The sequence below is a fragment of the Occultella gossypii genome, from assembly GCF_019947135.1.
Classification (GTDB): Bacteria; Actinomycetota; Actinomycetes; order Actinomycetales; family Beutenbergiaceae; genus Occultella; species Occultella gossypii.
Map to the genome: position 1 here is coordinate 115,363 of NZ_JAGSHT010000001.1, position 25,427 is coordinate 140,789.

Sequence of the window (25,427 nt, forward strand, 5' to 3'; positions counted from 1 at the left end):
CGACGGAACTAGGGTGGGCCCGTGACTGTGCGACGCATCATGGGTATCGAGACCGAGTACGGCATCCTCGGGATCGGCAATCCCGGCGCGAACCCGATGCTGATGTCCGCGCAGGTGGTCACGGCCTATGCGAACGAGGGCATCCACGGCGGTTCGCGGGCGCGCTGGGACTACCAGGACGAGGACCCGCTGCGGGACGCCCGCGGGTGGAGCCTGGACCGTTCCTCGGCGCACCCCAGCCAGCTCACCGACAACCCGAGCCGGCCCGCGCCGGACGGTGACGGTCCCGGCAACGGCAGCGCCGGCAGCGCTGCGGGCGGCGACGAGGCCACCGGCGGGAACTGGGGCGGTGTGACCCAGCGACGGCGCCCCGCCCCGCAGCCGGAACCTGCGACGGTCGCGAACGTGATCCTGCCGAACGGGGCCAGGTACTACGTCGACCATGCGCACCCGGAGTACTCCAGCCCGGAGGTCACCAGCCCGCTCGACGCGGTGCGCTGGGACCGGGCCGGCGAGGAGGTCCTGCTCCGGTCGGCGCGGCTGCTCGCCCAGATCCCTGGCATGCCCCAGGTGGCGCTGTACAAGAACAACACGGACGGCAAGGGCGCCAGCTACGGCACCCACGAGAACTACCTCGTGGGCCGCGAGGTGCCGTTCGACGACATCATCGACTACCTCACCCCGTTCCTGGTGACCCGGCCCGTCTTCTGCGGCGCGGGCCGCCTCGGCCGGGGTCAGCGCGGTGAGCAGGCCGGCTACCAGATCTCCCAGCGGGCCGACTTCATCGAGGCGGAGGTCGGGCTCGAGACGACGCTGCGCCGTCCGATCATCAACACCCGGGACGAGCCGCACGCGGACGCCACCCGGTACCGGCGCCTGCACGTCATCGTCGGGGACGCGAACATGCACGAGGTGTCCACCTACCTGAAGCTCGGCACCACCTCCGTGCTGCTGTGGCTGCTTGAGCAGGGCCAGGTGCCCCTTGAGCTGAGCGCGCTCCGGCTCGCCGACCCGGTCGGCGCGGCCCACGCCGTCAGCCACGACCTCACGCTCGGCAGCCCGCTCGACCTGGCCGACGGCCGCCGGATGACGGCTCTGCAGATCCAACGCGTCTACGTCGACGTGATCACCGCCGCCGTCGGCGCCCACGCCGAGCGCACCGGCACCGCGCCGGACACCCAGACCGCGGATGTCCTGGCCCGCTGGTCCGACCTGGTCACCCGGCTGGCCGACGCCCCCGCATCCTGCGCCCGGGAGGTCGAGTGGCTCGCGAAGCTGCGGGTCCTGGACGGGATGCGGACCCGGGACGACCTGCCCTGGGACCACCCGCGGCTGGCGGCGCTGGACCTGCAGTGGTCCGACCTGCGGCCCGAGCGCGGCATCTACGCGAAGATGGCCGCCGCCCGGGCCGTGGAACGGCTCGTCGATCCGGCCGACGTCGAGCGCGCCATCACCCACCCGCCCGAGGACACCCGCGCCTACTTCCGCGGTGAGGCGATCCGCCGGTTCCCGGACGCGATCAGCGCCGCGAACTGGGACGCGATCGTCTTCGACGTGCCCGGGCAGGCGCACCTGCAGCGGGTCCCGACGTCGGACCCCCTGCGAGGCACCCGGCGGCACGTCGGCGACCTGCTCGACGCCCACGCGGACGCGGGCTCGTTGTTGCGTGCGCTGACCGCCGTGCCGCCTCCGGCGGAGGAGTCTGGGACGTAGGATCGAACCACCCGCGTCAGCGCCACGAGGAGGACATCTTGGCAGCACGGCAGTACGACCAGCGCAACACCCCCGAGCCTCGGCCGGACGACGAGCCCGCGGGCCCGCCGCCCACCGCAGGGAGCGCGAGCGCCCGCGATGCGGAGGTGGACTCGCTGCTGGACGAGATCGACGATGTGCTCGAGACGAACGCGGAGACCTTCGTGCGGGGCTTCGTCCAGAAGGGCGGCCAATGACGGCCGAGTTCGGCGACCGGCTCCCGGCCGCGTTCTCCCGACCCGGTAGTTCGTCGTTCGTCGATTTCCTCGCCGACCATGCCCCGAACCTGCTGCCGGGTCGCGGGCCGGCCCCGATCGGCTCCGTCGAGACCCCGCACGCGACCACGATCGTTGCGCTCACCTACGACGGTGGGATCGTCATGGCGGGGGACCGGCGCGCCACGATGGGCTCGACGATCGCGCACCGGAAGATGGAGAAGGTCTTCTCGGCCGACGACTACTCCGCGGTGGGTATCGCGGGAACCGCCGGGGTCGCCGTCGAACTGGTCCGCCTGTTCCAGCTCGAGCTCGAACACTTCGAGAAGATCGAGGGCACGCTGCTGTCCCTGGAGGGCAAGGCGAACCGGCTCGCCACGATGGTCCGGGCCGGCCTGCCGATGGCGTTGCAGGGGCTCGCCGCCGTCCCGCTGTTCGGGGGCTACGACGAGCTGCGCTCCGAGGGCCGGATCTTCTCCTACGACGTGGCCGGCGGTCGGTACGAGGAACAGGACTTCCACGCGATCGGCTCCGGCTCCGTGCACGCCCGAGGCTCCATGAAGAAGCTCTGGGCGCCGGGACTCGGGGCCGAGGAGGCCGTACGGACCGCGGTGCACGCGCTCATCGACGCCGCCGACGAGGACTCGGCCACCGGCGGACCGGACGTGGCCCGCGGCATCTACCCGATCGTCGCCGTGGTGGACTCCGGCGGGTACCGGCGGGTGAGCGATTCCGACCTCGCCGCCGTGGTTCGCGCGATCACCATGGGAGGGGACCAGTCATGACGCAGCCGTTCTACGTCTCGCCCGAACAACTCATGAAGGACCGGGCGGACTTCGCGCGCAAGGGCATCGCCCGGGGCCGGTCGGTGATCGTGGTCGGGTACCGCGGCGGCATCGCGTTCGTCACCGAGAACACGTCCCGCGCCCTGCACAAGATCAGCGAGATCTACGACCGGATTGGCTTCGCCGCGGTGGGCAAGTACAACGAGTTCGAGAACCTGCGGGTGGCCGGGGTCCGGTACGCCGACCTGCGCGGGTACTCCTACGACCGCGTCGACGTCAGCGCGCGTGGCCTCGCGAACGCGTACGCACAGACCATGGGTGCGGTGTTCACGACCGAGTCCAAGCCGCTCGAGGTCGAGCTCGCCGTCGCCGAGGTGGCCGCCACGCAGGCCGGCGACCAGATCTACCGGCTGGGCTACGACGGCTCGGTCGCCGAGGAGCCCGGCTTCGTGGTGATGGGCGGCGCGGCGGAACGCCTCGGCGCCCTGGTCCGCGAGGAGTGGACCGAGGACCTCACGCTGGCCGAGGTGCTCGGCCTGGCCGTGCGCGTGCTGGGCGCCGGCGAGGAGGAGGACGGCTCGGCCGACCGGGTCCTTGCCCCGGCCAGCCTGGAGGCCGCCGTGCTCGACCGGCACCGGCCCCGGCGTGCGTTCCAGCGGCTGAGCGTCCCGGCCCTCACCGACCTGCTGCCGGGCGCGGAGCAGAAATGAAGATCCGCCGCATCTTCGGCCTGGAGACCGAGTTCGGCGTCACCTGCGCCGCTCCGGAGGGCCGGGGCCTGTCCGCCGAGGAGGTCGCCCGGTACCTGTTCCGCAAGGTGGTGGCGTGGGGCCGCTCCTCGAACGTGTTCCTCGGCAACGGCTCCCGCCTGTATCTGGACGTGGGCTCCCACCCGGAGTACGCCACCGCGGAGTGCGACGACCTGCGCCAGCTCGTCTACCACGACAAGGCCGGCGAGCGCATCCTCGAGGGCCTGGTCGCCGACGCCCAGGAACGCCTCGACGCCGAGGGCATCCCCGGCCGGATCCACCTCTTCAAGAACAACCTGGACTCCGCGGGGAACTCCTACGGCTGCCACGAGAACTACCTGATCCGCAGGCGCGGGGACTTCGCCAGGACCGCCGAGGTACTCGTCCCGTTCCTGATCACCCGGCAGATCCTCACCGGTGCCGGGCACATCCTGACCACGCCCCGCGGGCCGACGTACTGCTTCTCGCAGCGCGCGGATCACCTGTGGGAGGCGACCAGCTCGGCGACCACCCGGTCCCGGCCGATCATCAACACCCGCGACGAACCGCACGCCGACGCAGACCTGTACCGCCGCCTTCACGTCATCTCCGGCGACTCCTCGATGTCGGAGACCACCACCATGCTCAAGGTGGGCATGACCGACATCGTGCTGCGGATGCTCGAGGCCGGCCATATCTTCGGCGACATGAACCTGGAGAACCCGGTGCGGGCGATCCGGGAGATCTCCCACGACATCACCGGTACCAAGCAGGTGACGCTGGCCCGCGGCACGAAGGTGACCGCGGTCGAGCTGCAGGAGTCGTACCTGCAACGGGCCCGGGACTTCATCGCCGAGGCGCCCGAGGGGGGCCCGCACGACGAGTGGGTCCTGGAGCTGTGGGGTCGCGGGCTGGACGCACTCCGCAGCGGGGACCTCAGCCTCGTGGACCGGGACCTGGACTGGGCCATCAAGAAGCGCCTCGTCGACCGGTACGTCGAGGCCCACGACGTGCCGTTGTCCGACCCGCGGGTGCAGCGCCTGGACCTGGCCTACCACGACATCTCCCGCACCGACGGCCTGTTCGCCCGCCTCGCCGCGCGCGGCATGGTCAGCCGGGTCGTCACCGACGACGAGATCGACGCGGCCACCACCGAGCCGCCGCAGACCACCCGGGCCAAGCTCCGCGGTGACTTCGTGACCGCGGCGACCGCCCGCCGTCGCGACTACACGGTCGACTGGGTGCACCTGAAGCTCAACGACAACGCCGGCCGGACCGTGCTCTGCAAGGACCCGTTCCGCAACGTCGACGAGCGCGTGGACCGGCTGATCGCGAGCCTCGATCCACCGGCGCAGACGCAGGGGACTCCCAGCCTCGCCCCGTAGACTCAACGATCATGCCCGCTCCTCGACGACCCCACGGCCCCGGTCCGGTGGGGATGCTGGTCCTGCGTCTGCTGGCCGTGATGGCCCTGCTGACCGTGGCCGCTTGCGCCCCCGACGAACCCGAGCCGACCGGGATCGACCTGGTCAGCGTGGGTGGCAACTTCGGTGCGCACCCGCAGGTGACCTTCGACGCCCCGCTCGATGTCACCGAGACCGACACCGAGGAACTGATCACCGGCGAGGGCACTGTGCTCGTCGACGGCGCAGCCGTGATGGTCTCCTTCCTCGCCCTGGACGCGGTCACCGGTGAGGTGATCGAGGACACGTTCAGCGCCCAGCCCGAGGTGATCCTGCTCACCGAGGCCGAAGCCGGGCCGCTGTACGAGGACCTGCTCGGTCGCACCGAAGGATCCCGGCTGTTGCGCGTGGAGGTCGGCACCACCACCAAGCCGAACCCGCTGGTACTGGTCTACGACATCCTGCACACCCGCGCGTGGGGTGAGGAGGTGCCCGCGGTCGCAGGCATGCCGGTGGTGACCCGCAGCCAGACCGGCGAACCCACCGTGACCATCCCGGACTCCGCGGCGCCCGTGGACCTGAGCGTGGTGCCGCTGATCCGGGGCGACGGCGCCCAGGTACGTTCCGGACTGGCCGTCACCGTCCGCTACACCACGGTCGCGTGGAGCACCGGGGCGGTCGTCGAGTCGACCTGGGGGGAGGGGCAGGCGCCGACCACGGTGGCGTTCACCGGGCTCATCCAGGGCTGGCAGGAGGGCCTGGTCGACGAGACCGTCGGCTCCCAGGTGATGCTGGTGGTGCCGCCCGAGCAGGCGTTCGGTGACGATACGCTCGTCTATGTGATCGACGTGCTCGCAGTCTCCGCCCTGACCGGTACCGACGGGGCGGGCGAGTGAGCCTCGCGCTGCGGGTGATCCCCTGCCTGGACGTGAATGCGGGCCGCGTCGTCAAGGGCGTGAACTTCGAGAACCTGCGCGACGCCGGGGACCCGGTCGAGCTGGCCCACCGCTACGACGCCGAGGGCGCCGACGAGGTGACGTTCCTCGACGTGAGCGCCTCCACCGAGGGTCGGGCGACCACACTGGAGATCGTCGCCCGCACCGCCGAGGAGGTCTTCGTGCCGCTCACGGTGGGTGGTGGGGTGCGCAGCACCGACGACGTGGACGCCCTGCTGCGCGCCGGCGCGGACAAGGTCGGCATCAACACGGCCGCCATCGCCCGCCCGGAGCTCATCGCCGAGGTGGCGCACCGGTTCGGCTCCCAGGTGCTGGTGCTGTCCGTGGACGCCCGCCGCACGCCCGACGGCGTCAGCACGCCTTCCGGGTACGAGGTCACCACCCACGGGGGTCGCCGGGGCACCGGCATCGACGCGCTCGACTGGGTCGGCCGGGCCCAGGACGCCGGTGTCGGAGAGATCCTCCTGAACTCCATCGACGCCGACGGCACCACGGCCGGGTTCGACCTCGAGATGCTCACCGAGGTGCGTGCGCGGGTCCAGGTGCCGCTGATCGCCAGCGGCGGCGCCGGCACGGCCGACCACTTCGTCGAGGCGGCCCGCACCGGCGCCGACGCGCTGCTCGCGGCGAGCGTGTTCCACTACCGCACCCTCACGATCGGCGAGGTCAAGGACCACCTGCGCGCGGCCGGCTTCGAGGTGCGCTGACCGCAGGGGTCGAGCGTCAGAGCGCCGCCCAGGCCTCGAAGGCGGCGACGGCGTCCGGCGCCCCGGTGACCTGCACCTGCGCGGCGTCGCGGCGCCCCATCGCGAACAGTGTCTGCTCGATGGGACCACCGGTGAGGGCCACCGAGACGGCGCCCGCACGGGCACGCCGTCGCCGGTTCCCCGGGACCACCTGCACCACGCCGACGGGCGCGGACCGGAACGCGAACTTGGAGAACTGACCGACCCGCCGCCAGATGTCGTCGAGCATCGGCGCCGGGAGCTCCCGCGGCGGCAGCGGCTCGGCGCCGCCGCGGCGGACGTCCTCGTGGTGGACCACGTACTCGAGCAGGTTCATCGCCTCGTCGGCCCGCCCGCGCACCAGCCGCATCGGGTTCGCCCCGTCCGGGCCGGCCGCGAAGGTCTCGACCGCGTCGGTGTAGGCGGCGCGCTCGCGGAGGCCGTCCGCGACGTCGTCGATGAGCCGGTCCACGGCATCGGGAGCCCACGGCCGCGGGGTCAACCGCCACGGTTCCTGGCCCCGGAGCAGCAGGTGCGCGGCCAGGTGCCGGGTCTGCCAGCCCTCGCAGAGCGTGGGCGCGTTGGGGCCCGCGTTCGTCAGGGACTCGACCAGGTCGGACTTCTCGCGCGCGGACCACATGGGTTCCACGTTCTCACAAACCCACGTCGTGCCCGCGTCCGCAGCGCCGGACCGTCGGTGGGCGAGGGTAGGCTTGTGCCAGTGCCCGCAGAACCCGCCGGAGACGGCAACCCCGCCATGCCCAGCCCCGACGATCGGCCCCTCCACGCACTGTCCGGCGGCGCCGTCCGACGCTCCCTGCTCCTGATCGGCCGGGGCATCGCCTCGCAGCCGCGCACGTTCACCATCGCCATCGTCGCGAGCGTCGTCTACGGCATCGGCCTGGTGGCCTCCGGCTGGCTGCTCGGCCGGATCACCGACGGGGTGGTGCTGCCCGCGATCGAGGGTTCGGGGGTGTCGACCGGGTCCATCTGGCTCGCCGGGCTCGGGCTCCTGCTGATCGGCGCCGTGACCGCAGTCGGAGTGGCGCTGCGCCGCATCTACGCCGGCATCGGCGCCCTCGACGTACAGGCGGGGCACCGGCGCGCCGTCACGCGCCAGTACCTCCGGTTGCCGATGACCTGGCACCGGCGGCACCCGGCCGGCCAGCTGCTCTCCAACGCGAACGCGGACGCCGAAGCCGCCGGTGGCGTGTTCATGCCGCTGCCGTTCGCGCTCGGGGTGCTCGTCATGATCATCGTCGCCGGGGTCGCCATGATCGCCGCCGACCCGGTCCTCGGCATCATCGGGGTCAGTGTGCTCCCGCTGGTGCTCGTCGTGAATGCCGTCTACCGCAACTACATGAGCCCGGCGATCACCCACGTCCAGCACCAGCGGGCGGTCGTCGCGGACGTCGCCCACGAGAGCTTCGAGGCGGCCGCCGTCGTGAAGGCACTCGGCACCGAGGACTTCGAGGAGCGGCGCTTCGCCGCCGCCAGCCGCACGCTGCGGGACGCGAACATCGCCGTCGGGCGGATCCGGTCCGTGTTCGACCCGGTGATCGACCTGCTCCCGGGCCTGGCCACGCTGGGGGTCCTCGCCGTGGGCGCGACGCGGGTCGCCGCCGGCGTGGTGGACACCGGCGCGGTCATCACCACCGCCTACCTGCTCACCGTGATGACGTTCCCGGTGCGTGCCATCGGCTTCGTCCTGGGGGATCTGCCGCGCTCGCTGGTCGGCCACGACCGGGTCTCCCGGGTCATCGACGCCCGCGGCTACCTCGGCGCGGGCCGCCACCGGCTCGGCGACGCGGTCCCCACCGACGAGGGGCTGCGCCTGGACCTGGACGGCGTCGGCGTGCGGGTGCCGAGCCACGACGCCGACGGCGCGGCCACCGAGGCGGACCTGCTCACCGACGTCACGTTCTCCGTGCCGGCGGGCCGGACGGTCGCGATCGTGGGGTCCACCGGCGCCGGCAAGTCGACGCTGGTGGACGTGATCGCGCGGCTGCGGGACCCCTCGTCCGGGGTGGTCCGCTACGACGGCCGGGACGCCCGTGAGATCGCCGACGCGGACCGCACCGGTGCGATCGCCCTGGTGGCGCAGTCGGCGTTCGTGTTCGAGGACACCGTCCGGGGCAACGTCACCCTCGCCGACGAGGTGGAGCCCGACGGCGAGGGGCTGCCGGTCAGCACCGGTTCCGGATACACCGACGAGCAGGTCTGGGCCGCGCTGGCGATCGCGCAGGCCGATGGTTTCGTCGCCGCGCTGCCCGATGGACTGGACACCGTCATCGGCGAACGGGGCGCGTCCCTGTCCGGTGGTCAGCGGCAACGGCTGGCGATCGCCCGCGCCCTGATCCGGCGCCCCAGGCTCCTCATCCTCGACGACGCGACCTCCGCCGTCGACCCGCTCGTGGAGCAGGCCATCCTCGCCGGGCTGCGCCGCAGCGCCGGGGACGTCACGGTCATCCTGGTCGCCTACCGCACCGCCACGATCGGACTCGCCGACTCGGTGGTGCACGTCGAGCGTGGTCGCGTGGTCGACGCCGGCACCCACGCCGACCTGCTCGGCCGCGACCGGGGCTACCGGCGTCTGGTCACCGCCTACCAACGCGGCCGCGAGGAGAGGGAGGTGGCCCGGTGAGCGCCACGACCCCCGGAACCAGCGCCCGGATCGAGAGCACGTCCTCGCTCGGCGTGCTCGGCACCCTCAGGGCGGGCCTCGCGCTCTCCCCGGCGATGCGCACCGGCATCGGCGTCACCCTCGCTCTCGCCGTGCTCGCCACCGCGGGCCGACTGATCGTCCCGATCGTGGTGCAGCAGACCACGGACGTCGGCATCCTCGCCCCGGGCGGGGTGGACGTCGGCCTGGTCCTGCGGCTGTGCGGGATCGCTGCGGTCGGGCTGTTCGCCGCGGCCGCGTGCACCACCTGGGTGAATGTGCGTCTGTTCCGCGCGGCCGAGGCCGGGCTCCTGCAGCTGCGGGTGCGGGCCTTCCGGCACGTGCACGACCTGTCCGTGCTGACTCAGAACACCGAGCGGCGCGGGTCGCTGGTGTCCCGGGTGACCTCCGACGTGGACACCATCTCCCTGTTCGTCCAGTGGGGCGGCATGCAGCTCGTGCTGTCCGTGCTGCAGATCGCCGGCGCGACCGTGGCGATGCTGTTCTACTCCTGGCAGCTGACCATCGTCGTGTGGCTCGCGTTCGCGCCGATGATCGTGCTCGCCCCGAAGGCGCAGAAGGCCCTGAACGTCGCCTATGGCACCGTGCGCCTGCGGGTCGGGGCCATGCTCGGGCGGATCTCGGAGTCGATCGTGGGCGCCCAGACCATCCGCTCCTACGGCGCCGGTGCCCGCACCCAGCGCCGCATGGATGAGGCCATCGGCGAGCACCGGGATGCCGCCGTGCGGGCGCAGGCGTTCGCGTCGCTGGCGTTCTCCTCCGGCGTCCTGCTCTCCGGGCTGGCGCTCGGAGCCGTCGTGGTCGTCGGCACCCTGCTCGGGATAGACGGCGACCTGACCGTCGGTGGGCTGCTCGCGTTCCTGTTCCTCGTGCAGATCTTCACCGGACCGGTGCAGTCCGCCACCGAGGTCCTGAACGAGCTCCAGAACGCCGTGGCCGGGTGGCGCCGGGTGATCTCGGTGGTGCACACGCCGTTGGACATCACCGAACCCGACGAGCCGACCCCGGCCGGGCCGCGCGGCCCCGCGGCCCTGGACTTCGCCGACGTCACCTACACCTACCCCGGCTCCGCCGCCCCGGTGCTGCACGACATCGAGCTCGCGATCCCCGCGGGCGCCCGCGTGGCCGTGGTCGGGGAGACCGGCTCGGGCAAGACCACGCTCGCCAAGCTGCTCACCCGGATGATGGATCCCGACGCGGGCTCGGTGCGTCTGAACGGTGTGGACCTGCGCGACATCGCGCTCGCGGACCTACGCTCGCGGGTGGTGATCGTGCCGCAGGAGGGGTTCCTGTTCGACGACACGATCGCCGGGAACGTGGCCTACGGCCGCCCGGACACCGACGCCGACGGCGTGGCCGCCGCGCTCGAGCGCCTCGGCCTGGGCGACTGGTTGGCCACGCTGCCGCTCGGTGTGCACACCGATGTCGGGCAGCGAGGGGAGGCCCTCAGCGCCGGCGAACGCCAGCTCGTCGCGATCGCGCGGGCCTACCTGGCCGACGCGGATGTGCTCGTCCTCGACGAGGCGACCTCCGCCGTCGACCCGGCGACCGAGCACCGGATCAGCCGGGCCCTGGCCGAACTGACCCAGGGGCGCACCTCGGTCGCGATCGCGCACCGACTCTCCACGGCGGAGGCCGCCGACCTGGTCGTCGTCGTGGACGCCGGCCGGATCGTGGAGCTCGGCCCGCACACCGCACTGGTGGCGGCCGGCGGGGTCTACGCGCGGATGCACGCCACCTGGATCTCGGCAAGCGAGTGAGGCCCAGTGGGGGTCCGTGAACGTGCCTCGGGCGTGGGAGGATCGAGGGCGTGTCCGACGTGAACCCCTCCATCCTGGATCCCTCGATCGTGGCCCGGCTGAAGCGGGACGAGCACGGTCTCGTCTGCGCCGTCGTGCAGGACGACGAGAACGGTGACGTCCTCATGGTCGGCTGGATGGACGACGAGGCCCTGCACCGCACGCTGACCACCGGCCGGGCCTGGTACTGGTCCCGGTCCCGCCAGGAGTACTGGCGCAAGGGCGACACCTCCGGGAACACCCAGCACGTGCGCTCGGTGGCGCTGGACTGCGACGGCGACGCACTGCTGGTCCGGGTGCACCAGATCGGCCCGGCGTGCCACACCGGCACCCGGACGTGCTTCGAGGCGGGCGGCGACCTCGGCGCCGTCGTGGGCAGCCAGACCCCGGAGGCCGGACGATGACCGGCGCGCAGTCGAACGCCGCTACCGACTCGGGCGCCGACCTGAAGCTGGCCTGGGGCGAGACCAGGCCCTCCGGCGCCGGGTTCCGGGACCTGGCGGCGCAGCGCCGGGTGATCCCGGTGGTGCGCCGGATCCTCGCCGACGACGTCACCCCGGTGGGGCTGTATCGCCGGCTGTCCTCGGGCCGGGCCGGCACCTTCATCCTGGAGTCGGCGGCCTCGGACGGGGTCTGGTCGCGGTGGTCGTTCGTGGGGGTCTCCTCCCGGGCGATCCTGAGCGAGGCCGACGGTCAGGCCCACTGGTACGGCGACGTCCCGGTCGCGGTGCCCCGCACCGGTGACGTGCTCGAGGTGCTCCGGGAGACCCTGCGCGTACTGCACACCCCGGCGCTACCGGGCCTGCCACCGCTGACCGGTGGGCTCGTCGGTGCGCTCGGCTGGGACGTGATCCACCACTGGGAACCCACGCTGCCGCGGCTGGCCCGCGAGGAGCTGGGCGTCCCCGAGGTCGCGCTGTGCCTCGTCGGGGACATGGCCGCCGTCGACCACAACACCGGCGACGTCTGGCTGATCGCGAACGCCATCAACTTCGACGACACCGATGACCGGGTCGACGAGGCGTACGCCGACGCCGTCGCCAGGCTCGACGCGATGGCCGCCGCACTCGTGGCCCCCGCCCCGTCCCGCGCGATGGTCACCCTCGACGGCGCGGCGGCGCGGGAACCGGAGCTGCGGTTCCGGACCGAGCGGGCCGACTTCGAGGCCGGCGTCCTCGCCGCCAAACAGGCGATCCGCGAGGGCGAGGTGTTCCAGGTGGTGCTGTCCCAGCGCCTGGAGCTCGAGTGCACCGCGGACCCGCTCGACGTGTACCGGGTGCTGCGGACCATCAACCCGAGCCCGTACATGTACTTCCTGCACCTGGGTGACCCGGCGGCTGATGGCGAGGGTGACTACCACGTGGTCGGCTCCAGCCCGGAGACCCTGGTCAAGGTCACCGGCCGGGACGTGGTCAGCTTCCCGATCGCGGGCTCCCGTCCGCGCGGCGAGAACGCGACGCAGGACCGCGAGCATGCCGACGAACTGCTCGTGGACCCGAAGGAACGCGCCGAGCACCTGATGCTCGTGGACCTGGCCCGCAACGACCTCGGCCGGGTCTGCGAGCCCGGCAGCGTCGCCGTCATCGAGTTCATGGAGATCAAGCGGTACAGCCACATCATGCACATGTCCTCCACGGTCAGCGGGCGGCTCCGCCCGGAGTCGACGGCGGTGGACGTGTTCACGGCGACGTTCCCGGCGGGCACCCTCTCGGGAGCGCCGAAGCCGCGGGCGATCGCGCTCATCGACGAGTTGGAGCCGGCCCGCCGGGGCATCTACGGCGGCACGGTCGGCTACTTCGACCTGGCGGGCGACCTCGACATGGCGATCGCGATCCGGACCGCGCTGATCTCGCGAGGCGTCGCGAGCGTACAGGCCGGCGGGGGACTGGTGGCGGACTCGGTGCCGGAGACGGAGTACTGGGAGAGCCGGAACAAGGCCGCCGCCGCGGTACGGGCGGTGCAGATCGCCGCCGGGATCGAGGCGATCGCGCCGTGACGCCGGCGTCCACGCGCCGACGGCTGGGCCGCGGTCCGGCCGTGCTGATCCTGCTCGTGGCCGGGGCGGCGCTGCTGGTCACCACCCTGGGCACCTGGGTCAGCGCGCCCGTGGCCGGCATGCTCGGGACCGAGACGGTCACCGTGGGCGGCGCCGCGGCCGCCCCGGTGGTCCCGTCCGTGGCGCTCGTCGTACTCGCAGCCGCGCTCGCCCTCGGCCTGTCCGGCCGGGTGGTCCGGATGCTGGCGGCCGTGCTGGCGGCCCTCGCCGGAGCGGCGGCGGCGGCGGCGGTGCTGGCGTTCCTGCGGGACCCGGCCACCCCGGCGCAGGCTGCCGCGGGCGAGCTGATCGGAGTCCGCGAGATCGGCGGCGAGCCGGCCGTGACCGCGCTGCCCTACCTCGCGTTCGGTGTGGCCGCGGTGATCCTCGTCCTCGGTATCGCGCTGCCGTTCCTGGTCGGGCAGTGGGGCCGGGTCGGTCGCCGCTATGAGCGCGGTTCGGGTCCCGCCCCGGCCGGGGTCGATGCCGCGGCGCCGGAGGCGAGTGCACCGGGGCCGACCGCGGCGCCGGCCGCCGGGTCGGCGCGGACCACCCGGATGGAGGACTGGGACGCGCTGAGCCGCGGCGAGGACCCGAGCGAGGGGGCGGACCGGTAGTCTGGTCGCGCCGAGCACGACCACCGCGAAGGGCCACTGCACCATGACCAACGAAGCGATCACCGAATCCACCCGGCACTCCGAGGATTCGGTGGCGGGCGGGCACTACGCCCCCGAGAACCTGCCGACCGCCCCACCGTCCAACCACGGCCGCACCATCGCCGGCTGGACCCTGTTCTGGGGTGGTGTGGTCGGCTCCCTCGTGGTCGGCATCGCGTTCATCCTGCAGAACCTGACCATCGGGATCATCGGTGGCGCCGTCATCGTCATCGGGTGCGTCGCCAGCGCGATCCTGCGAGCCCTCGGTTACGGCCAGCTCGAGCGCAACTCCGGGCGGACCGCGTAGCCCGCGATGTCCTACCCTCCCGTGCCGCCCTCCAGCGGTGGTGTGAACCCCTACGGGGCACAGGATCCCTACGGCGCGGCCGGATCGAACCCGGGCCCCTCGAACGAGGACCGGGCGTTCGTGGAGGGGCCCCAGCCCTGGGACCCGCAGGCACCCGGTTCGTACGGCCAGTCCCAGTACGGCACACAGCCCCAGTACGGCGCACAGCCCCAGTACGGCGCACAGCAGTACGGCCAGCCGCAGTACGGCCAGCCGCAGTCCCCGTACGGGGTCAGCCCGTACGGGTACGGCCTGGCGGCCACCCACCGGAACAGCCTCGGCACCACCGCTCTCGTGCTCGGGATCGTCGGGTTCTTCCTGGCCTGCATCCCGCTCGTGGGCATCGGGCTCGGCATCGGCGCCATCGTGAACGGCACCAAGGGCCGCGCCGCTGCCGATGCCGGCCAGGCCACCAACAGGGGCTCCGCCACGGCCGGCGTCGTCATGGGTGTGCTGGCCATCATCGCGGGTGTCTTCTGGGTCCTCGTGTCCCTCTCCCAGGGCTACTACGGGTGAGCGTCGAGGCCACGGCGCCGCCCCGGGACCGGCGCACGCCGGTGCTGGTCGGTGCCGCGGTGGCCGCCGGCACCGCGCTGCTCGCGCTCGTGGACCCGCACGACGGCGGGTACGGGTTCTGCCCGATGCTGCGCCTGACCGGGTGGTTCTGCCCGTTCTGCGGTGGCCTGCGGACCACGCACTCGCTCGCCACCGGCGACCTGGCCGGGGCGTGGGCGGCGAACCCTATGCTCGCCATCGCGTTGCCGATGGTGGCACTGGTCTGGGTCTGGTGGCTCGTGCGGGTCTGGCGTTCGGAGCCCGTCCGGCGGTCGCCGACGTGGGTGTGGGTGGCGCTCGGCGCCGGCCTGCTCGTGTTCACGGTGCTACGCAACCTGCCCGCGCTTGCGCCCTATCTCTCCCCGGTCTGAGGCACCCCCGTCGCCCGCCGTGAGATGCGTCCTGGGCGCCGGAGGTTTCGGCATACGATGGTGGCCGAGCAAGGGAGAGGCGGATGGTGACCGTTCTTGAGGAGATCGTGGCCGGGGTCCGGGAGGACCTGGCGGTCCGGGAAGCGGCGACTCCGCTCGAGGAGTTGAAGGAACAGGCGGCGGCCCGCCCGTCGGCCATGAATGCCCTCGACGCGCTCGCCAAGGACGATGCCGTCACCGTGATCGCCGAGGTGAAGCGGTCCAGCCCCTCCAAGGGAGCGCTGGCGGACATCGCGGATCCGGCCGGCCTGGCCGCGGACTACGAGGCGGGCGGGGCGTCCGCGATCAGTGTGCTCACCGAGCGCCGCCGGTTCGGTGGATCCCTGGACGACCTCGACGGCGTCCGGGCGGCCGTGGACGTGCCCGTGCTGCGCAAGGATTTCATCGTCACCCCCTATCAGGTGTGGGAGGCAAGGGCGCACGGCGCGGACATCGTGCTCCTCATCGTGGCGTCCCTCGAGCAGACCGTGCTCACCTCACTCACCGAACGGGTGCACTCGCTCGGCATGACCGCCCTCGTCGAGGCGCACACCGCCGAGGAGGTGGAGCGGGCCGTGGACGCCGGCGCCCGCCTGCTCGGGGTGAACACCCGCAACCTGCACACCCTCGAGGTCCGCCGCGAGGTGTTCGCCGAACTGGCCCCGCGGATCCCGGACGGGATCGTCCGGGTCGCCGAGTCCGGTGTCCGGGGTCCACACGACCTCATGGACTACGCTCGCTGGGGCGCCGACGCGGTGCTCGTGGGGGAGGCGCTCGTGACCCAGGGCGACCCGCGGGCCGCCGTCAAGGACATGGTCGCCGCCGGGACCCATCCGTCGCTGCGGGCGGTGCGCAGCCGGTGAGCGAGCCCAGGACCGAGCCGGCTGCCGTGACGGACTTCCGGGACGCCGTCGGCCCCTACTTCGGCGACTTCGGGGGCCGGTTCGTGCCCGAGGCCCTGATCGCGGCGCTCGACGACCTTGCGACCGCCTGGGACAAGCTCAAGGATGACCCGACGTTCATCGAGCGCCTCGCCGCGCTGCACCGGGACTACACCGGCCGGCCCAGCCCGATCACCGAGGTGCCCCGGTTCGCCGAGCATGCCGGCGGCGTGCGGGTCTTCCTCAAGCGCGAGGACCTCAACCACACCGGGTCCCACAAGATCAACAACGTCCTCGGTCAGGCGCTGCTCACCCAGCAGGTCGGCAAGACCCGGGTCATCGCCGAGACCGGCGCGGGCCAGCACGGCGTCGCTACCGCCACCGCGGCTGCCCTGTTCGGCCTCGACTGCACGATCTACATGGGCGAGGAGGACACCCGCCGGCAGGCGCTCAACGTCGCCCGGATGCGTCTGCTCGGCGCCGAGGTCATCCCCGTCACCGCCGGCTCGCGGACTCTCAAGGACGCGATCAACGAGGCGTTCCGGGACTGGGTCGCGAACGTCGAGACCACCAACTACGTGTTCGGCACCGCCGCCGGTCCGCACCCGTTCCCGGCCCTGGTACGGGACCTCCAGAAGATCATCGGCGAGGAGGCGCGCGAGCAGCTGTCGACGAGGATCGGGCGGCTCCCGGACGCCGTCGTCGCCTGCGTGGGCGGTGGCTCCAACGCGATCGGCATCTTCACCGCGTTCCTGGACGACGCCGAGGTGCGCCTGATCGGCTGCGAGGCGGCTGGTGACGGCGTCGAGACCGGGCGCCACGCGGCCACGATCGGCGCCGGCAGCCCCGGCGTGCTGCACGGTGCCAAGACCTACCTCCTGCAGGACGAGGACGGGCAGACCATCGAGTCCCACTCGATCTCCGCCGGCCTGGACTACCCGGGCGTCGGGCCCGAGCACTCCTGGCTCGCGAGCATCGGGCGGGCCGAGTACCGGCCGGTCACCGACGCGGAGGCCATGGAAGCGTTCCGGTTGCTGACCCGCACCGAGGGCATCATGCCCGCCATCGAGAGCGCGCACGCGCTGGCCGGGGCGATCACGCTGGGCCGCGAGCTCGTGGCCGCCGGCGCCGACCCGGCCGAGACCGTGCTCCTGGTCAGCCTGTCCGGACGCGGGGACAAGGACGTCGAGACGGCCGCCGAGTGGTTCGGGCTCGTGGATTCGAGTGCCGCGAGCGGCGAGGACGAGGGCGGGAGCACGACGGCATGACCGGATCCAGGACGGCCGCAACCATCGACGCAGCGCGGGCGGAGGGTCGCGCCGCGCTCGTGGTGTACCTGCCGGTCGGCTACCCGGACGTGGACGGCTCCATCGCCGCGGCACGCGCCGCCGTCGAGGCCGGAGCCGACATCGTCGAGCTCGGCCTGCCGTACTCCGACCCCGGCATGGACGGCGCGGTCAACCAGGAGGCCATGCAGGCCGCCCTGGCCGGCGGCACCCGCACCGCGGACGTGTTGCGCGCGGTCCGCGAGGTCGCCGAGACCGGTGCCCCCACGCTCGTGATGACGTACTACAACCCGGTGCTGCGCTACGGCGTGGACCGCTTCGCGACCGACCTGGTGGCCGCCGGGGGAGCGGGCCTGATCACCCCGGACCTGATCCCGGACGAGGCCGGCGAGTGGATCGCCGCAGCGGACGCCCACGACCTGGACAAGGTGTTCCTGGTCGCGCCGAGCTCCACCACGGAGCGGCTGCACCTGACCACCGCCGCGAGCCGGGGCTTCGTCTACGCCGCCTCCACGATGGGCGTCACCGGGGCGCGCGCGAGCGTCGGCCCGCGGGCCGAGGCGCTCGTGGCCGCGACCCGGGCGGCCGGGGCCGAACGCGTCTGCGTCGGCCTCGGGGTCTCGACCGGCGCCCAGGCGGCCGAGGTGGCCAGCTACGCCGATGGCGTGATCGTCGGCTCGGCGCTCGTGCGCACCCTGATCCGCTCCGACGGTGACCGGGACGCGGCCCTGGAGGACCTGCGCCTGCTCATCGGCGAACTCGCCGAGGGCGTGCGGGCCGGACGGCTGGTCCGGTGAACGGCATCCCGAGCCCTTCGCAGGGCGTCTGGTACCTCGGTCCGATCCCGATCCGGGCCTATGCCCTGGCGATCCTCGCCGGCATCGTGGTGGCGGGCTTCATCGCGATCCGTCGGTACCGGGCCCGCGGTGGCCCCGAGGGTGCCGTCCTCGATGCGATCTTCTGGGCGGTGCCGTTCGGCATCGTCGGTGCGCGGATCTACCACGTGTTCTCGTCGCCGGACGCCTACTTCGGGCCGAACGGCGATCCTTGGCTCGCGTTCGCGATCTGGAACGGCGGCCTCGGCATCTGGGGCGCGATCCCGGCAGGTGCGCTCGGTGCCTGGATCAGTCTGCGCCGCGCCGGCCTGCGCCTCGCCCCGTTCGCGGACTCCCTGGCGCCTGCGCTCGCCGTGGCGCAGGCGATCGGCCGGCTCGGCAACTACTTCAACCAGGAGCTCTTCGGCGCGTCCACGACGCTCCCGTGGGGCCTGCAGATCTCCGAACAGACCCTGCGGGCCCAGGGGCTCGACTATCCCGCCGGCACCCTGTTCCATCCGACGTTCCTGTACGAGCTCCTCTGGAACCTCGCGCTCGCCGGCGTGCTCATCTGGCTCGATCGCCGGCTCCGGCTCGGGCACGGCCGGGTGTTCTGGCTCTACGTCTTCGGGTACACGCTCGGCCGCGTCTGGATCGAGTACCTGCGCATCGACGAGGCCGAGCAGGTCCTCGGTCTGCGCCTGAACGTCTGGACCTCGATCATCGTCGGTCTGGCGGCCCTGATAATCTTCATAGTGATCTCCCGCCGCCACCCCGGGCGGGAAGAATCGGTCTGGCTACCCGGTCGTGAACCGGACGAACAGAGCGAGGACGAGGCCGAAACCTCGGCCGATGACGAGGTCGACGCAGCATCCGAGCACGACTCGGACGACGTGGTCGAGACAGCCGAGACCGATCCGGTCGACGACGCTGAGGAGAACGACATGACCGACGAGACTCCCACGGAGACCGTCGACGAGCAGGCAGACCTCGAGCAGACCCGCACCAAGGCGGGCGCAGCGGATCCCCTCCCGGAGGACGACCCCGGTCGGTGACCCGTGTGCGAGGCAGGCATGGCAGGCACAGCAACGATGCGGGCCATGCGGTCTCCTATTTCACATGGGCGTAACACAACCGAAACATGGGGCGTGCATCCTCTGATGGTCTGCGGAGAGTAAAGTCTCCGCCGCAGGTGGGTCGACGGCGTCCCAACAAGTAGTGCAACCGATGCCGCGGGTCCCCCGATCCCCGCGGTGGTGAGGATGATCGGATGAACAGGTCCCCGCAGTCCCGAGGCGCGAACAGCGTCGGCAGTGCCACGCGTGCCACCAGCGCCTTCAGGGCGTTCAGCGCCACTCCCGAGAAGCAGGGTCTGTACGACCCCGCCCAGGAGCACGACGCGTGTGGGGTGGCCTTCGTCGCCACCCTGCGGGGCACCCCCGGCCGTGACATCGTCGATGCCGGCCTGACCGCGCTCGCCAACCTCGACCACCGCGGTGCGGTGGGCGCCGAGGAGAACTCCGGCGACGGTGCGGGCATCCTGACCCAGATCCCCGACGCCTTCGTGCGGGACGTCATCCCCGGCGAGCTCCCCAGGCCCGGGCACTACGCCATCGGCATCGCCTTCCTACCGGCCGACGCGGGCGAGGCCGCCGCCGCCCAGGCGGGCATCGAGGAGCTGGCGGCCGCCGAGGGCCTGGACGTCCTCGCCTGGCGCGACGTGCCGGTGACCGCCGACCTGGTCGGCCCGACCGCACGCGCCTGCATGCCGACGTTCCGCCAGCTCGTGGTCGCGGACCCGGCACGGGAACTCTCCGGGGTCGCCCTGGACCGCCGCACGTACCGGCTGCGCAAGCGCGCCGAGCACGCCCTCGGGGTGTATTTCGCGTCCCTGTCCTCGCGGACCATCGTCTACAAGGGCATGCTCACGACGACTCAGCTCGCCCCGTTCTTCCCGGACCTGACCGACCCGCGGTTCGCGTCCGAGATCGCGCTCGTGCACTCGCGCTTCTCCACCAACACATTCCCGTCCTGGCCGCTGGCGCACCCGTTCCGGATGGTGGCCCACAACGGCGAGATCAACACGGTGCGCGGCAACCGGAACTGGATGGCGGCCCGGCAGGGCACCCTCGCCTCGGACCGGCTCGGGGACGTACGCGACCTGCTGCCCATCTGCAGCGAGGAGGAGAGTGACTCCGCCAGCTTCGACGAGGTGCTCGAACTGCTGCACCTGGGCGGGCGCTCCCTGCCGCACGCGGTCCTGATGATGATCCCCGAGGCGTGGGAGAACCACGCCTCGATGAGCGCGGACCGGCGCGCCTTCTACCAGTACAACTCCACCATCATCGAGCCGTGGGACGGCCCGGCCGCGATGTGCTTCACGGACGGCCGCTACATCGGTGCTGTCCTGGACCGGAACGGGCTGCGTCCCGGCCGGTTCTGGATCACCGACGACGGGCTCGTGGTCCTCGCCAGCGAGGCCGGCGTGCTCGACATCGACCCGGCCCGGGTGGCCCGCAAGGGGCGCCTCGCCCCCGGGAAGATGTTCCTGGTGGACACCGGCTCCGGCCGGGTGATCGAGGACGAGGCCATCAAGGGCGAGCTCGCCGACGGCCACCCGTACCCGCAGTGGCTCGAGGAGAACCTGGTCACCCTCGAGGACCTTCCGGACCGGGAGCACGTGGCGCACTCCCGCTCGTCCGTGCTGCGCCGCCAGCAGACGTTCGGCTACACCGAGGAGGAACTGCGGATCCTGCTCCAGCCGATGGCGGCCAGTGGTGCCGAGGCACTCGGCTCGATGGGTACGGACACCCCGATCGCGGTGCTGTCCTCGCGGCCCCGGCTGCTGTTCGACTACTTCAGCCAGTTGTTCGCGCAGGTCACCAACCCGCCACTGGACGCGATCCGTGAGGAGCTCGTCACCTCCCTCGGCGGTGCGATCGGGCCGGAGCCGAACCTGCTCGAGGACACGCCGACGCACGCCCGCAAGCTGATCGTGCCGTTCCCGACGATCGACAACGACCAGCTCGCGAAGATCAAGCACGTGCAGCGCACGCCCGGACCCGGGCGCGGCTTCGAGGCGATCACCATCTCCGGCCTGTACCGGGTCAATGGCGGCGCCGCCGCACTCGAGGCGCGCCTCGAGGAGGTCTTCGCCGAGGTGGACGAGGCCGTGGATCGCGGCGTCTCCTTCATCGTGCTCTCCGACCGGGAGTCGGACGCCGAGTTTGCGCCGATCCCGTCCCTGCTGCTCACCTCCGCCGTGCACCACCACACGCTGCGCCGGCAGACCAGGACCCGGATCAGTCTCCTCGTCGAGGCCGGGGACGTGCGCGAGGTGCACCACGTCGCCCTGCTCATCGGTTACGGCGCGGCCGCGGTGAACCCCTACCTCGCGATGGAGAGCGTCGAGGAACTCGTGCACTCCGGTGTCGTGGAGGGCGTCACGCCCGAGCAGGCCGTCAAGAACCTGATCAAGGGTCTCGGTAAGGGTGTGCTCAAGGTGATGAGCAAGATGGGCATCTCCACCGTGCACTCCTACCGCGGCGCCCAGGTGTTCCAGGCCCTCGGCCTGTCGAGCGAACTGGTCGAGAAGTACTTCACGGCCACCCCGTCCCCGCTCGGCGGTGTCGGCCTGGACGTCATCGCGGCAGAGGCCGCCGCCCGGCACGCCATCGCCTACCCGAAGAGCGGCATCACCGCGGCGCACCGGCGGCTGCAGGTGGGCGGCGAGTACCAGTGGCGCCGCGAGGGCGACCCACACCTGTTCGACCCGGAGACCGTGTTCCGGCTCCAGCACTCCACCCGGACCCGTCGCTACGACGTGTTCCGGGACTACACCCGCCGGGTCGACGACCAGGCGCGCCGGCTGATGACGCTGCGCGGCCTGTTCCAGTTCCGCGAGGGCCTGCGCCCGCCGGTTCCGATCGAGGAGGTCGAACCGGTCTCGCAGATCGTCAAGCGGTTCTCCACCGGTGCGATGAGCTACGGCTCCATCTCGATGGAGGCACACGAGACCCTCGCGATCGCGATGAACGAGCTGGGCGCGAAGTCCAACACCGGTGAGGGCGGCGAGGACGCGGAGCGGTTGTACGACCCCCGACGGCGCAGTGCCATCAAGCAGGTCGCGTCCGGCCGGTTCGGGGTCACCTCCGACTACCTGGTCAACGCCGACGACATCCAGATCAAGATGGCCCAGGGCGCCAAGCCGGGCGAGGGCGGCCAGCTGCCGGGCAACAAGGTCTACCCGTGGGTGGCCCGGACCCGGCACGCGACCCCCGGCGTCGGGCTCATCTCGCCCCCGCCGCACCACGACATCTACTCCATCGAGGACATCGCCCAGCTCATCCACGACCTGAAGAACGCGAACCCGCGGGCGCGGGTGCACGTGAAGCTGGTGTCCGAGGTCGGTGTCGGGACCGTCGCGACCGGGGTGTCCAAGGCGCACGCCGACGTCGTGCTCATCTCCGGCCACGACGGCGGCACCGGGGCGAGCCCGCTCACCTCGCTCAAGCACGCGGGCGCACCCTGGGAGATCGGCCTCGCCGAGACTCAGCAGACGCTGGTCATGAACAACCTCCGGGACCGGATCGTGGTGCAGGCCGACGGCCAGCTGAAGACCGGCCGTGACGTGGTGATAGCCGCTCTGCTCGGCGCCGAGGAGTTCGGTTTCGCTACCGCGCCGCTCGTCGTCTCCGGCTGCGTCATGATGCGGGTCTGCCACCTCGATACCTGCCCGGTGGGTGTGGCCACCCAGAACCCGGAGCTACGCGCCCGGTTCTCCGGCAAGCCCGAGTTCGTGGTCACGTTCTTCGAGTACATCGCCGAGGAGGTCCGGGAGTATCTGGCCGCCCTCGGGTTCCGCAGCATCGACGAGGCCATCGGCGCGATCGACGCGCTGGACACCCGGGCCGCCGTCACCCACTGGAAGGCGTCCGGGCTCGACCTGAGCCCGATCCTGGTGCAGCCGGTGCTGCCCCCGGGGTCCTCGCCGCGCGCGGTGCGTGGGCAGGAGCACGGGCTCGAGAAGGCACTCGACAACGAGTTGATCGCCGCCGCGCGGCCTGCCCTCGATGACGGGGAGCCGGTCCGCTACACGACGCGCGTACGGAACGTGAACCGGACGGTCGGGACGATGCTCGGCCACGAGATCACCAAGCGCCACGGCGCCGCTGGACTGCCGGACGGGCTCATCGACGTGACGCTGTACGGCTCCGCCGGCCAGTCGTTCGGTGCCTTCCTCACCCCGGGCGTGACCCTGCGGCTGTACGGGGACGCCAACGACTACGTCGGCAAGGGCCTGTCCGGTGGTCGGGTGATCGTCCGGCCCGACCCCGGCGCCACGTTCGCGCCCGGGGACAACGTGATCGCCGGGAACGTGATCGCCTATGGCGCCACGTCCGGGGAGCTCTTCCTGCGCGGGCTCGCCGGCGAACGGTTCGCGGTCCGCAACTCCGGTGCGACCGCCGTCGTCGAAGGGGTCGGCGACCACGGCTGCGAGTACATGACCGGTGGCACGGTGCTGATCCTCGGCCCGACGGGGAGGAATTTCGGCGCCGGGATGTCGGGCGGCACCGCCTACGTCCTCGACCTTGACCGCGACCTGGTCAACGGCCCGGCGGTGGCCGCCGGGGATCTGGCCCTCGACGAGCTCGACGAGGAGGACCTGAACCTCGTGATGGACCTGCTCGCCCGGCACACCGAGCACACCGGCTCACGGATCGCGGCTCAGCTGCGTGAGGACCGTGAGCAGGTGCGGCGCCGGGTCACCCGGGTGCTGCCACCGGCCTACGCCCGCGTCAACGCCGTCCTCGCCGACGCCCGCGCCGATGGCGTGGACGTCAGCGAACCCCATGTCTGGACCCGAGTGCTGGAGGCGACCCATGGCTGACCCCAAGGGATTCCTGAAGAACCGCGACCGGGAGCTCCCGGTCCGCCGGCCGGTTCCCATCCGGCTGATGGACTGGAACGAGGTCTACACCAAGCGGGCGGAGGACGCCGATGCGCTGACCCGGCAGGCGGGCCGGTGCATGGACTGCGGCATCCCGTTCTGCCACAACGGCTGCCCGCTGGGAAACCTGATCCCGGAATGGAACGACCTCACCCGGACCGGCCGCTTCGACGAGGCGATCGAGCGCCTGCACGCGACGAACAACTTCCCGGACTTCACCGGCCGGCTGTGCCCGGCGCCGTGCGAGACGGCGTGCGTGCTCGGTATCAACCAGCCCGCCGTGACCATCAAGAACATCGAGCAGTCCATCATCGACAAGGCGTTCGACGACGGCCTGGTCACCCCGCAGATCCCGGACCGGCTGACCGGCTCGACGGTCGCGGTCATCGGGTCCGGCCCGGCCGGCCTCGCCGCCGCGCAGCAACTGACCCGGGTGGGGCACACGGTCGCCGTGTTCGAGCGTGACGACCGCATCGGCGGCCTGCTTCGCTACGGCATCCCCGAGTTCAAGATGGAGAAGCGGCACGTCGACCGCCGCCTCGAGCAGATGGCCGCCGAGGGCACCCGGTTCCGACCGGGCGTCGAGATCGGCGCCGACGGCGAACTCACCGGGACGGAACTGCTCGAGCGGTACGACGCCGTCGTGCTCGCCATGGGCGCCACCGTGCGCCGCGACCTGCCCGTGCCCGGCCGGGACCTCGGTGGCATCCACCAGGCCATGGAGTACCTGCCGCAGTCGAACCGGGCCACCGCAGGTGACCTGGTCCCGGACCAGATCACCGCCGCCGGCAAGGACGTGGTGGTCATCGGTGGCGGCGACACCGGCGCCGACTGCCTCGGCACCGCCCTGCGCCAGGGCGCGAAGAACGTGATCCAGCTGGAGATCATGCCGCGCCCCTCCGAGGACCGGCCCGATAGCCAGCCGTGGCCCACCTACCCGATGATCTACCGCGTCGCCAGCGCCCACGAGGAGGGCGGCGAGCGGGTCTACGCCACCTCCACCGTGGAGTTCCTCGGCGACGACGACGGCAATGTCAAGGAACTGCGCGTCGTCGAGGTGGACATGGGTTCGGGCCGGCCGGTCCCGGTCGAGGGAACCGAGCACGTCATCCCGGCGCAGCTCGTGCTGCTCGCGATGGGCTTCACCGGCGTACCGACCGCGGGCGTCGTGGAACAGTTGGGGCTCGAGGTGGACCAGCGCGGCCGGATCACCCGGGACGGCGCCTGGGCGACCTCGGTGCCTGGCGTGTTCGTCGCCGGTGACGCCGGACGAGGTCAGTCGCTCATCGTGTGGGCGATCGCCGAGGGCCGCTCCGCGGCGGCGGCCGTGGACGAGTTCCTGCGCGGGCACACCGAGCTGCCGGCCCCGATCGAGCCCACCACGGTCTCCATCACGGTCTGAGTCGCAGGATCGCCAGTGGCCACCCACCGAACGGGTGGCAAGGAG

General features: G+C 72.1%; 22 protein-coding genes. 21 read left to right on the plus strand and 1 reads right to left on the minus strand.

The genetic code is table 11. The features are described from left to right. The first annotated feature begins 21 nt into the window (after positions 1–21). From dop to hisF, 7 genes are read left to right on the plus strand one after another with little or no spacing between them, the layout of a single operon-like run. A complete protein-coding gene (dop, locus tag KCQ71_RS00570) occupies positions 22–1,713 on the plus strand; it encodes a depupylase/deamidase Dop (protein WP_223401674.1) in 1,692 nt (563 codons plus the stop codon). A 38-nt stretch (positions 1,714–1,751) separates the two neighbouring features. Further along, on the plus strand, positions 1,752–1,949 hold the full coding sequence (locus tag KCQ71_RS00575; RefSeq protein ID WP_223401675.1) for a ubiquitin-like protein Pup: 198 nt from the start codon (positions 1,752–1,754) through the stop codon (positions 1,947–1,949). Beyond that, the gene (gene prcB, locus KCQ71_RS00580; RefSeq protein WP_223401676.1) at positions 1,946–2,752 is read left to right on the plus strand and encodes a proteasome subunit beta; all 807 of its coding nucleotides are present in this window, start codon (positions 1,946–1,948) and stop codon (positions 2,750–2,752) included. The genes KCQ71_RS00575 and prcB overlap by 4 nt, the downstream gene beginning before the upstream one ends. Further along, the gene (gene prcA / locus KCQ71_RS00585; RefSeq protein ID WP_223401677.1) at positions 2,749–3,462 is read left to right on the plus strand and encodes a proteasome subunit alpha; all 714 of its coding nucleotides are present in this window, start codon (positions 2,749–2,751) and stop codon (positions 3,460–3,462) included. The genes prcB and prcA overlap by 4 nt, the downstream gene beginning before the upstream one ends. Further along, complete coding sequence (gene pafA / locus KCQ71_RS00590) at positions 3,459–4,865, plus strand: Pup--protein ligase (protein ID WP_223401678.1); 1,407 nt, start codon at positions 3,459–3,461, stop codon at positions 4,863–4,865. Before prcA ends, pafA begins: the two co-directional genes overlap by 4 nt. 11 nt (positions 4,866–4,876) lie before the next feature. Next, a complete protein-coding gene (locus KCQ71_RS00595) occupies positions 4,877–5,779 on the plus strand; it encodes an FKBP-type peptidyl-prolyl cis-trans isomerase (protein WP_223401679.1) in 903 nt (300 codons plus the stop codon). After that, positions 5,776–6,546 (plus strand): imidazole glycerol phosphate synthase subunit HisF, encoded by a 771-nt coding sequence (gene hisF, locus KCQ71_RS00600; RefSeq protein WP_223401680.1) that lies wholly within the window; start codon positions 5,776–5,778, stop codon positions 6,544–6,546. The genes KCQ71_RS00595 and hisF overlap by 4 nt, the downstream gene beginning before the upstream one ends. Positions 6,547–6,562: 16 nt before the next feature. On the opposite strand, the gene KCQ71_RS00605 is transcribed toward hisF, so the two are convergent. Then, positions 6,563–7,204, minus strand: a complete 642-nt coding sequence (locus KCQ71_RS00605; protein WP_223401682.1) for a TIGR03085 family metal-binding protein — start codon at positions 7,202–7,204, stop codon at positions 6,563–6,565. 81 nt (positions 7,205–7,285) lie between these two features. On the opposite strand from KCQ71_RS00605, the gene KCQ71_RS00610 reads away from it, so the two are divergent. The 14 genes from KCQ71_RS00610 to KCQ71_RS00675 all read left to right on the plus strand — a co-directional run bounded on the left by KCQ71_RS00610 (position 7,286) and on the right by KCQ71_RS00675 (position 25,382). After that, positions 7,286–9,208: an ABC transporter ATP-binding protein gene (locus KCQ71_RS00610; RefSeq protein WP_223401683.1), complete on the plus strand. Its 1,923-nt coding sequence runs from the start codon at positions 7,286–7,288 to the stop codon at positions 9,206–9,208. Then, on the plus strand, positions 9,205–11,007 hold the full coding sequence (locus KCQ71_RS00615) for an ABC transporter ATP-binding protein (RefSeq protein ID WP_223401685.1): 1,803 nt from the start codon (positions 9,205–9,207) through the stop codon (positions 11,005–11,007). Before KCQ71_RS00610 ends, KCQ71_RS00615 begins: the two co-directional genes overlap by 4 nt. A 50-nt stretch (positions 11,008–11,057) precedes the next feature. After that, positions 11,058–11,450: a phosphoribosyl-AMP cyclohydrolase gene (gene hisI, locus KCQ71_RS00620; protein ID WP_223401693.1), complete on the plus strand. Its 393-nt coding sequence runs from the start codon at positions 11,058–11,060 to the stop codon at positions 11,448–11,450. After that, positions 11,447–13,042 carry an anthranilate synthase component I gene (locus tag KCQ71_RS00625; protein ID WP_223401695.1) on the plus strand — a complete coding sequence of 532 codons (1,596 nt, stop codon included), beginning with the start codon at positions 11,447–11,449 and terminating at the stop codon, positions 13,040–13,042. Before hisI ends, KCQ71_RS00625 begins: the two co-directional genes overlap by 4 nt. Then, the gene (locus tag KCQ71_RS00630; RefSeq protein WP_223401697.1) at positions 13,039–13,698 is read left to right on the plus strand and encodes a Trp biosynthesis-associated membrane protein; all 660 of its coding nucleotides are present in this window, start codon (positions 13,039–13,041) and stop codon (positions 13,696–13,698) included. Before KCQ71_RS00625 ends, KCQ71_RS00630 begins: the two co-directional genes overlap by 4 nt. 43 nt (positions 13,699–13,741) lie before the next feature. Further along, the gene (locus KCQ71_RS00635; protein ID WP_223401699.1) at positions 13,742–14,044 is read left to right on the plus strand and encodes an HGxxPAAW family protein; all 303 of its coding nucleotides are present in this window, start codon (positions 13,742–13,744) and stop codon (positions 14,042–14,044) included. Between the two features lie 21 nt (positions 14,045–14,065). Further along, positions 14,066–14,599: a DUF4190 domain-containing protein gene (locus KCQ71_RS00640; RefSeq protein ID WP_223401701.1), complete on the plus strand. Its 534-nt coding sequence runs from the start codon at positions 14,066–14,068 to the stop codon at positions 14,597–14,599. Continuing rightward, on the plus strand, positions 14,596–15,009 hold the full coding sequence (locus KCQ71_RS00645; RefSeq protein ID WP_223401703.1) for a DUF2752 domain-containing protein: 414 nt from the start codon (positions 14,596–14,598) through the stop codon (positions 15,007–15,009). The genes KCQ71_RS00640 and KCQ71_RS00645 overlap by 4 nt, the downstream gene beginning before the upstream one ends. An 86-nt stretch (positions 15,010–15,095) precedes the next feature. Then, positions 15,096–15,911: an indole-3-glycerol phosphate synthase TrpC gene (gene trpC, locus KCQ71_RS00650; RefSeq protein ID WP_223401904.1), complete on the plus strand. Its 816-nt coding sequence runs from the start codon at positions 15,096–15,098 to the stop codon at positions 15,909–15,911. Positions 15,912–15,937: 26 nt separating this feature from the next. Continuing rightward, the gene (trpB, locus tag KCQ71_RS00655) at positions 15,938–17,197 is read left to right on the plus strand and encodes a tryptophan synthase subunit beta (protein WP_223401906.1); all 1,260 of its coding nucleotides are present in this window, start codon (positions 15,938–15,940) and stop codon (positions 17,195–17,197) included. Next, positions 17,194–18,012 (plus strand): tryptophan synthase subunit alpha, encoded by an 819-nt coding sequence (gene trpA / locus KCQ71_RS00660; RefSeq protein ID WP_223401705.1) that lies wholly within the window; start codon positions 17,194–17,196, stop codon positions 18,010–18,012. Before trpB ends, trpA begins: the two co-directional genes overlap by 4 nt. Next, entirely contained in the window at positions 18,009–19,085 is a 1,077-nt protein-coding gene (lgt, locus tag KCQ71_RS00665; RefSeq protein ID WP_223401706.1) for a prolipoprotein diacylglyceryl transferase, read from the plus strand. Before trpA ends, lgt begins: the two co-directional genes overlap by 4 nt. A 215-nt stretch (positions 19,086–19,300) precedes the next feature. Beyond that, positions 19,301–23,920 carry a glutamate synthase large subunit gene (gltB, locus tag KCQ71_RS00670; RefSeq protein WP_223401708.1) on the plus strand — a complete coding sequence of 1,540 codons (4,620 nt, stop codon included), beginning with the start codon at positions 19,301–19,303 and terminating at the stop codon, positions 23,918–23,920. After that, entirely contained in the window at positions 23,913–25,382 is a 1,470-nt protein-coding gene (locus KCQ71_RS00675) for a glutamate synthase subunit beta (protein ID WP_223401710.1), read from the plus strand. Before gltB ends, KCQ71_RS00675 begins: the two co-directional genes overlap by 8 nt. Positions 25,383–25,427: the final 45 nt, after the last annotated feature.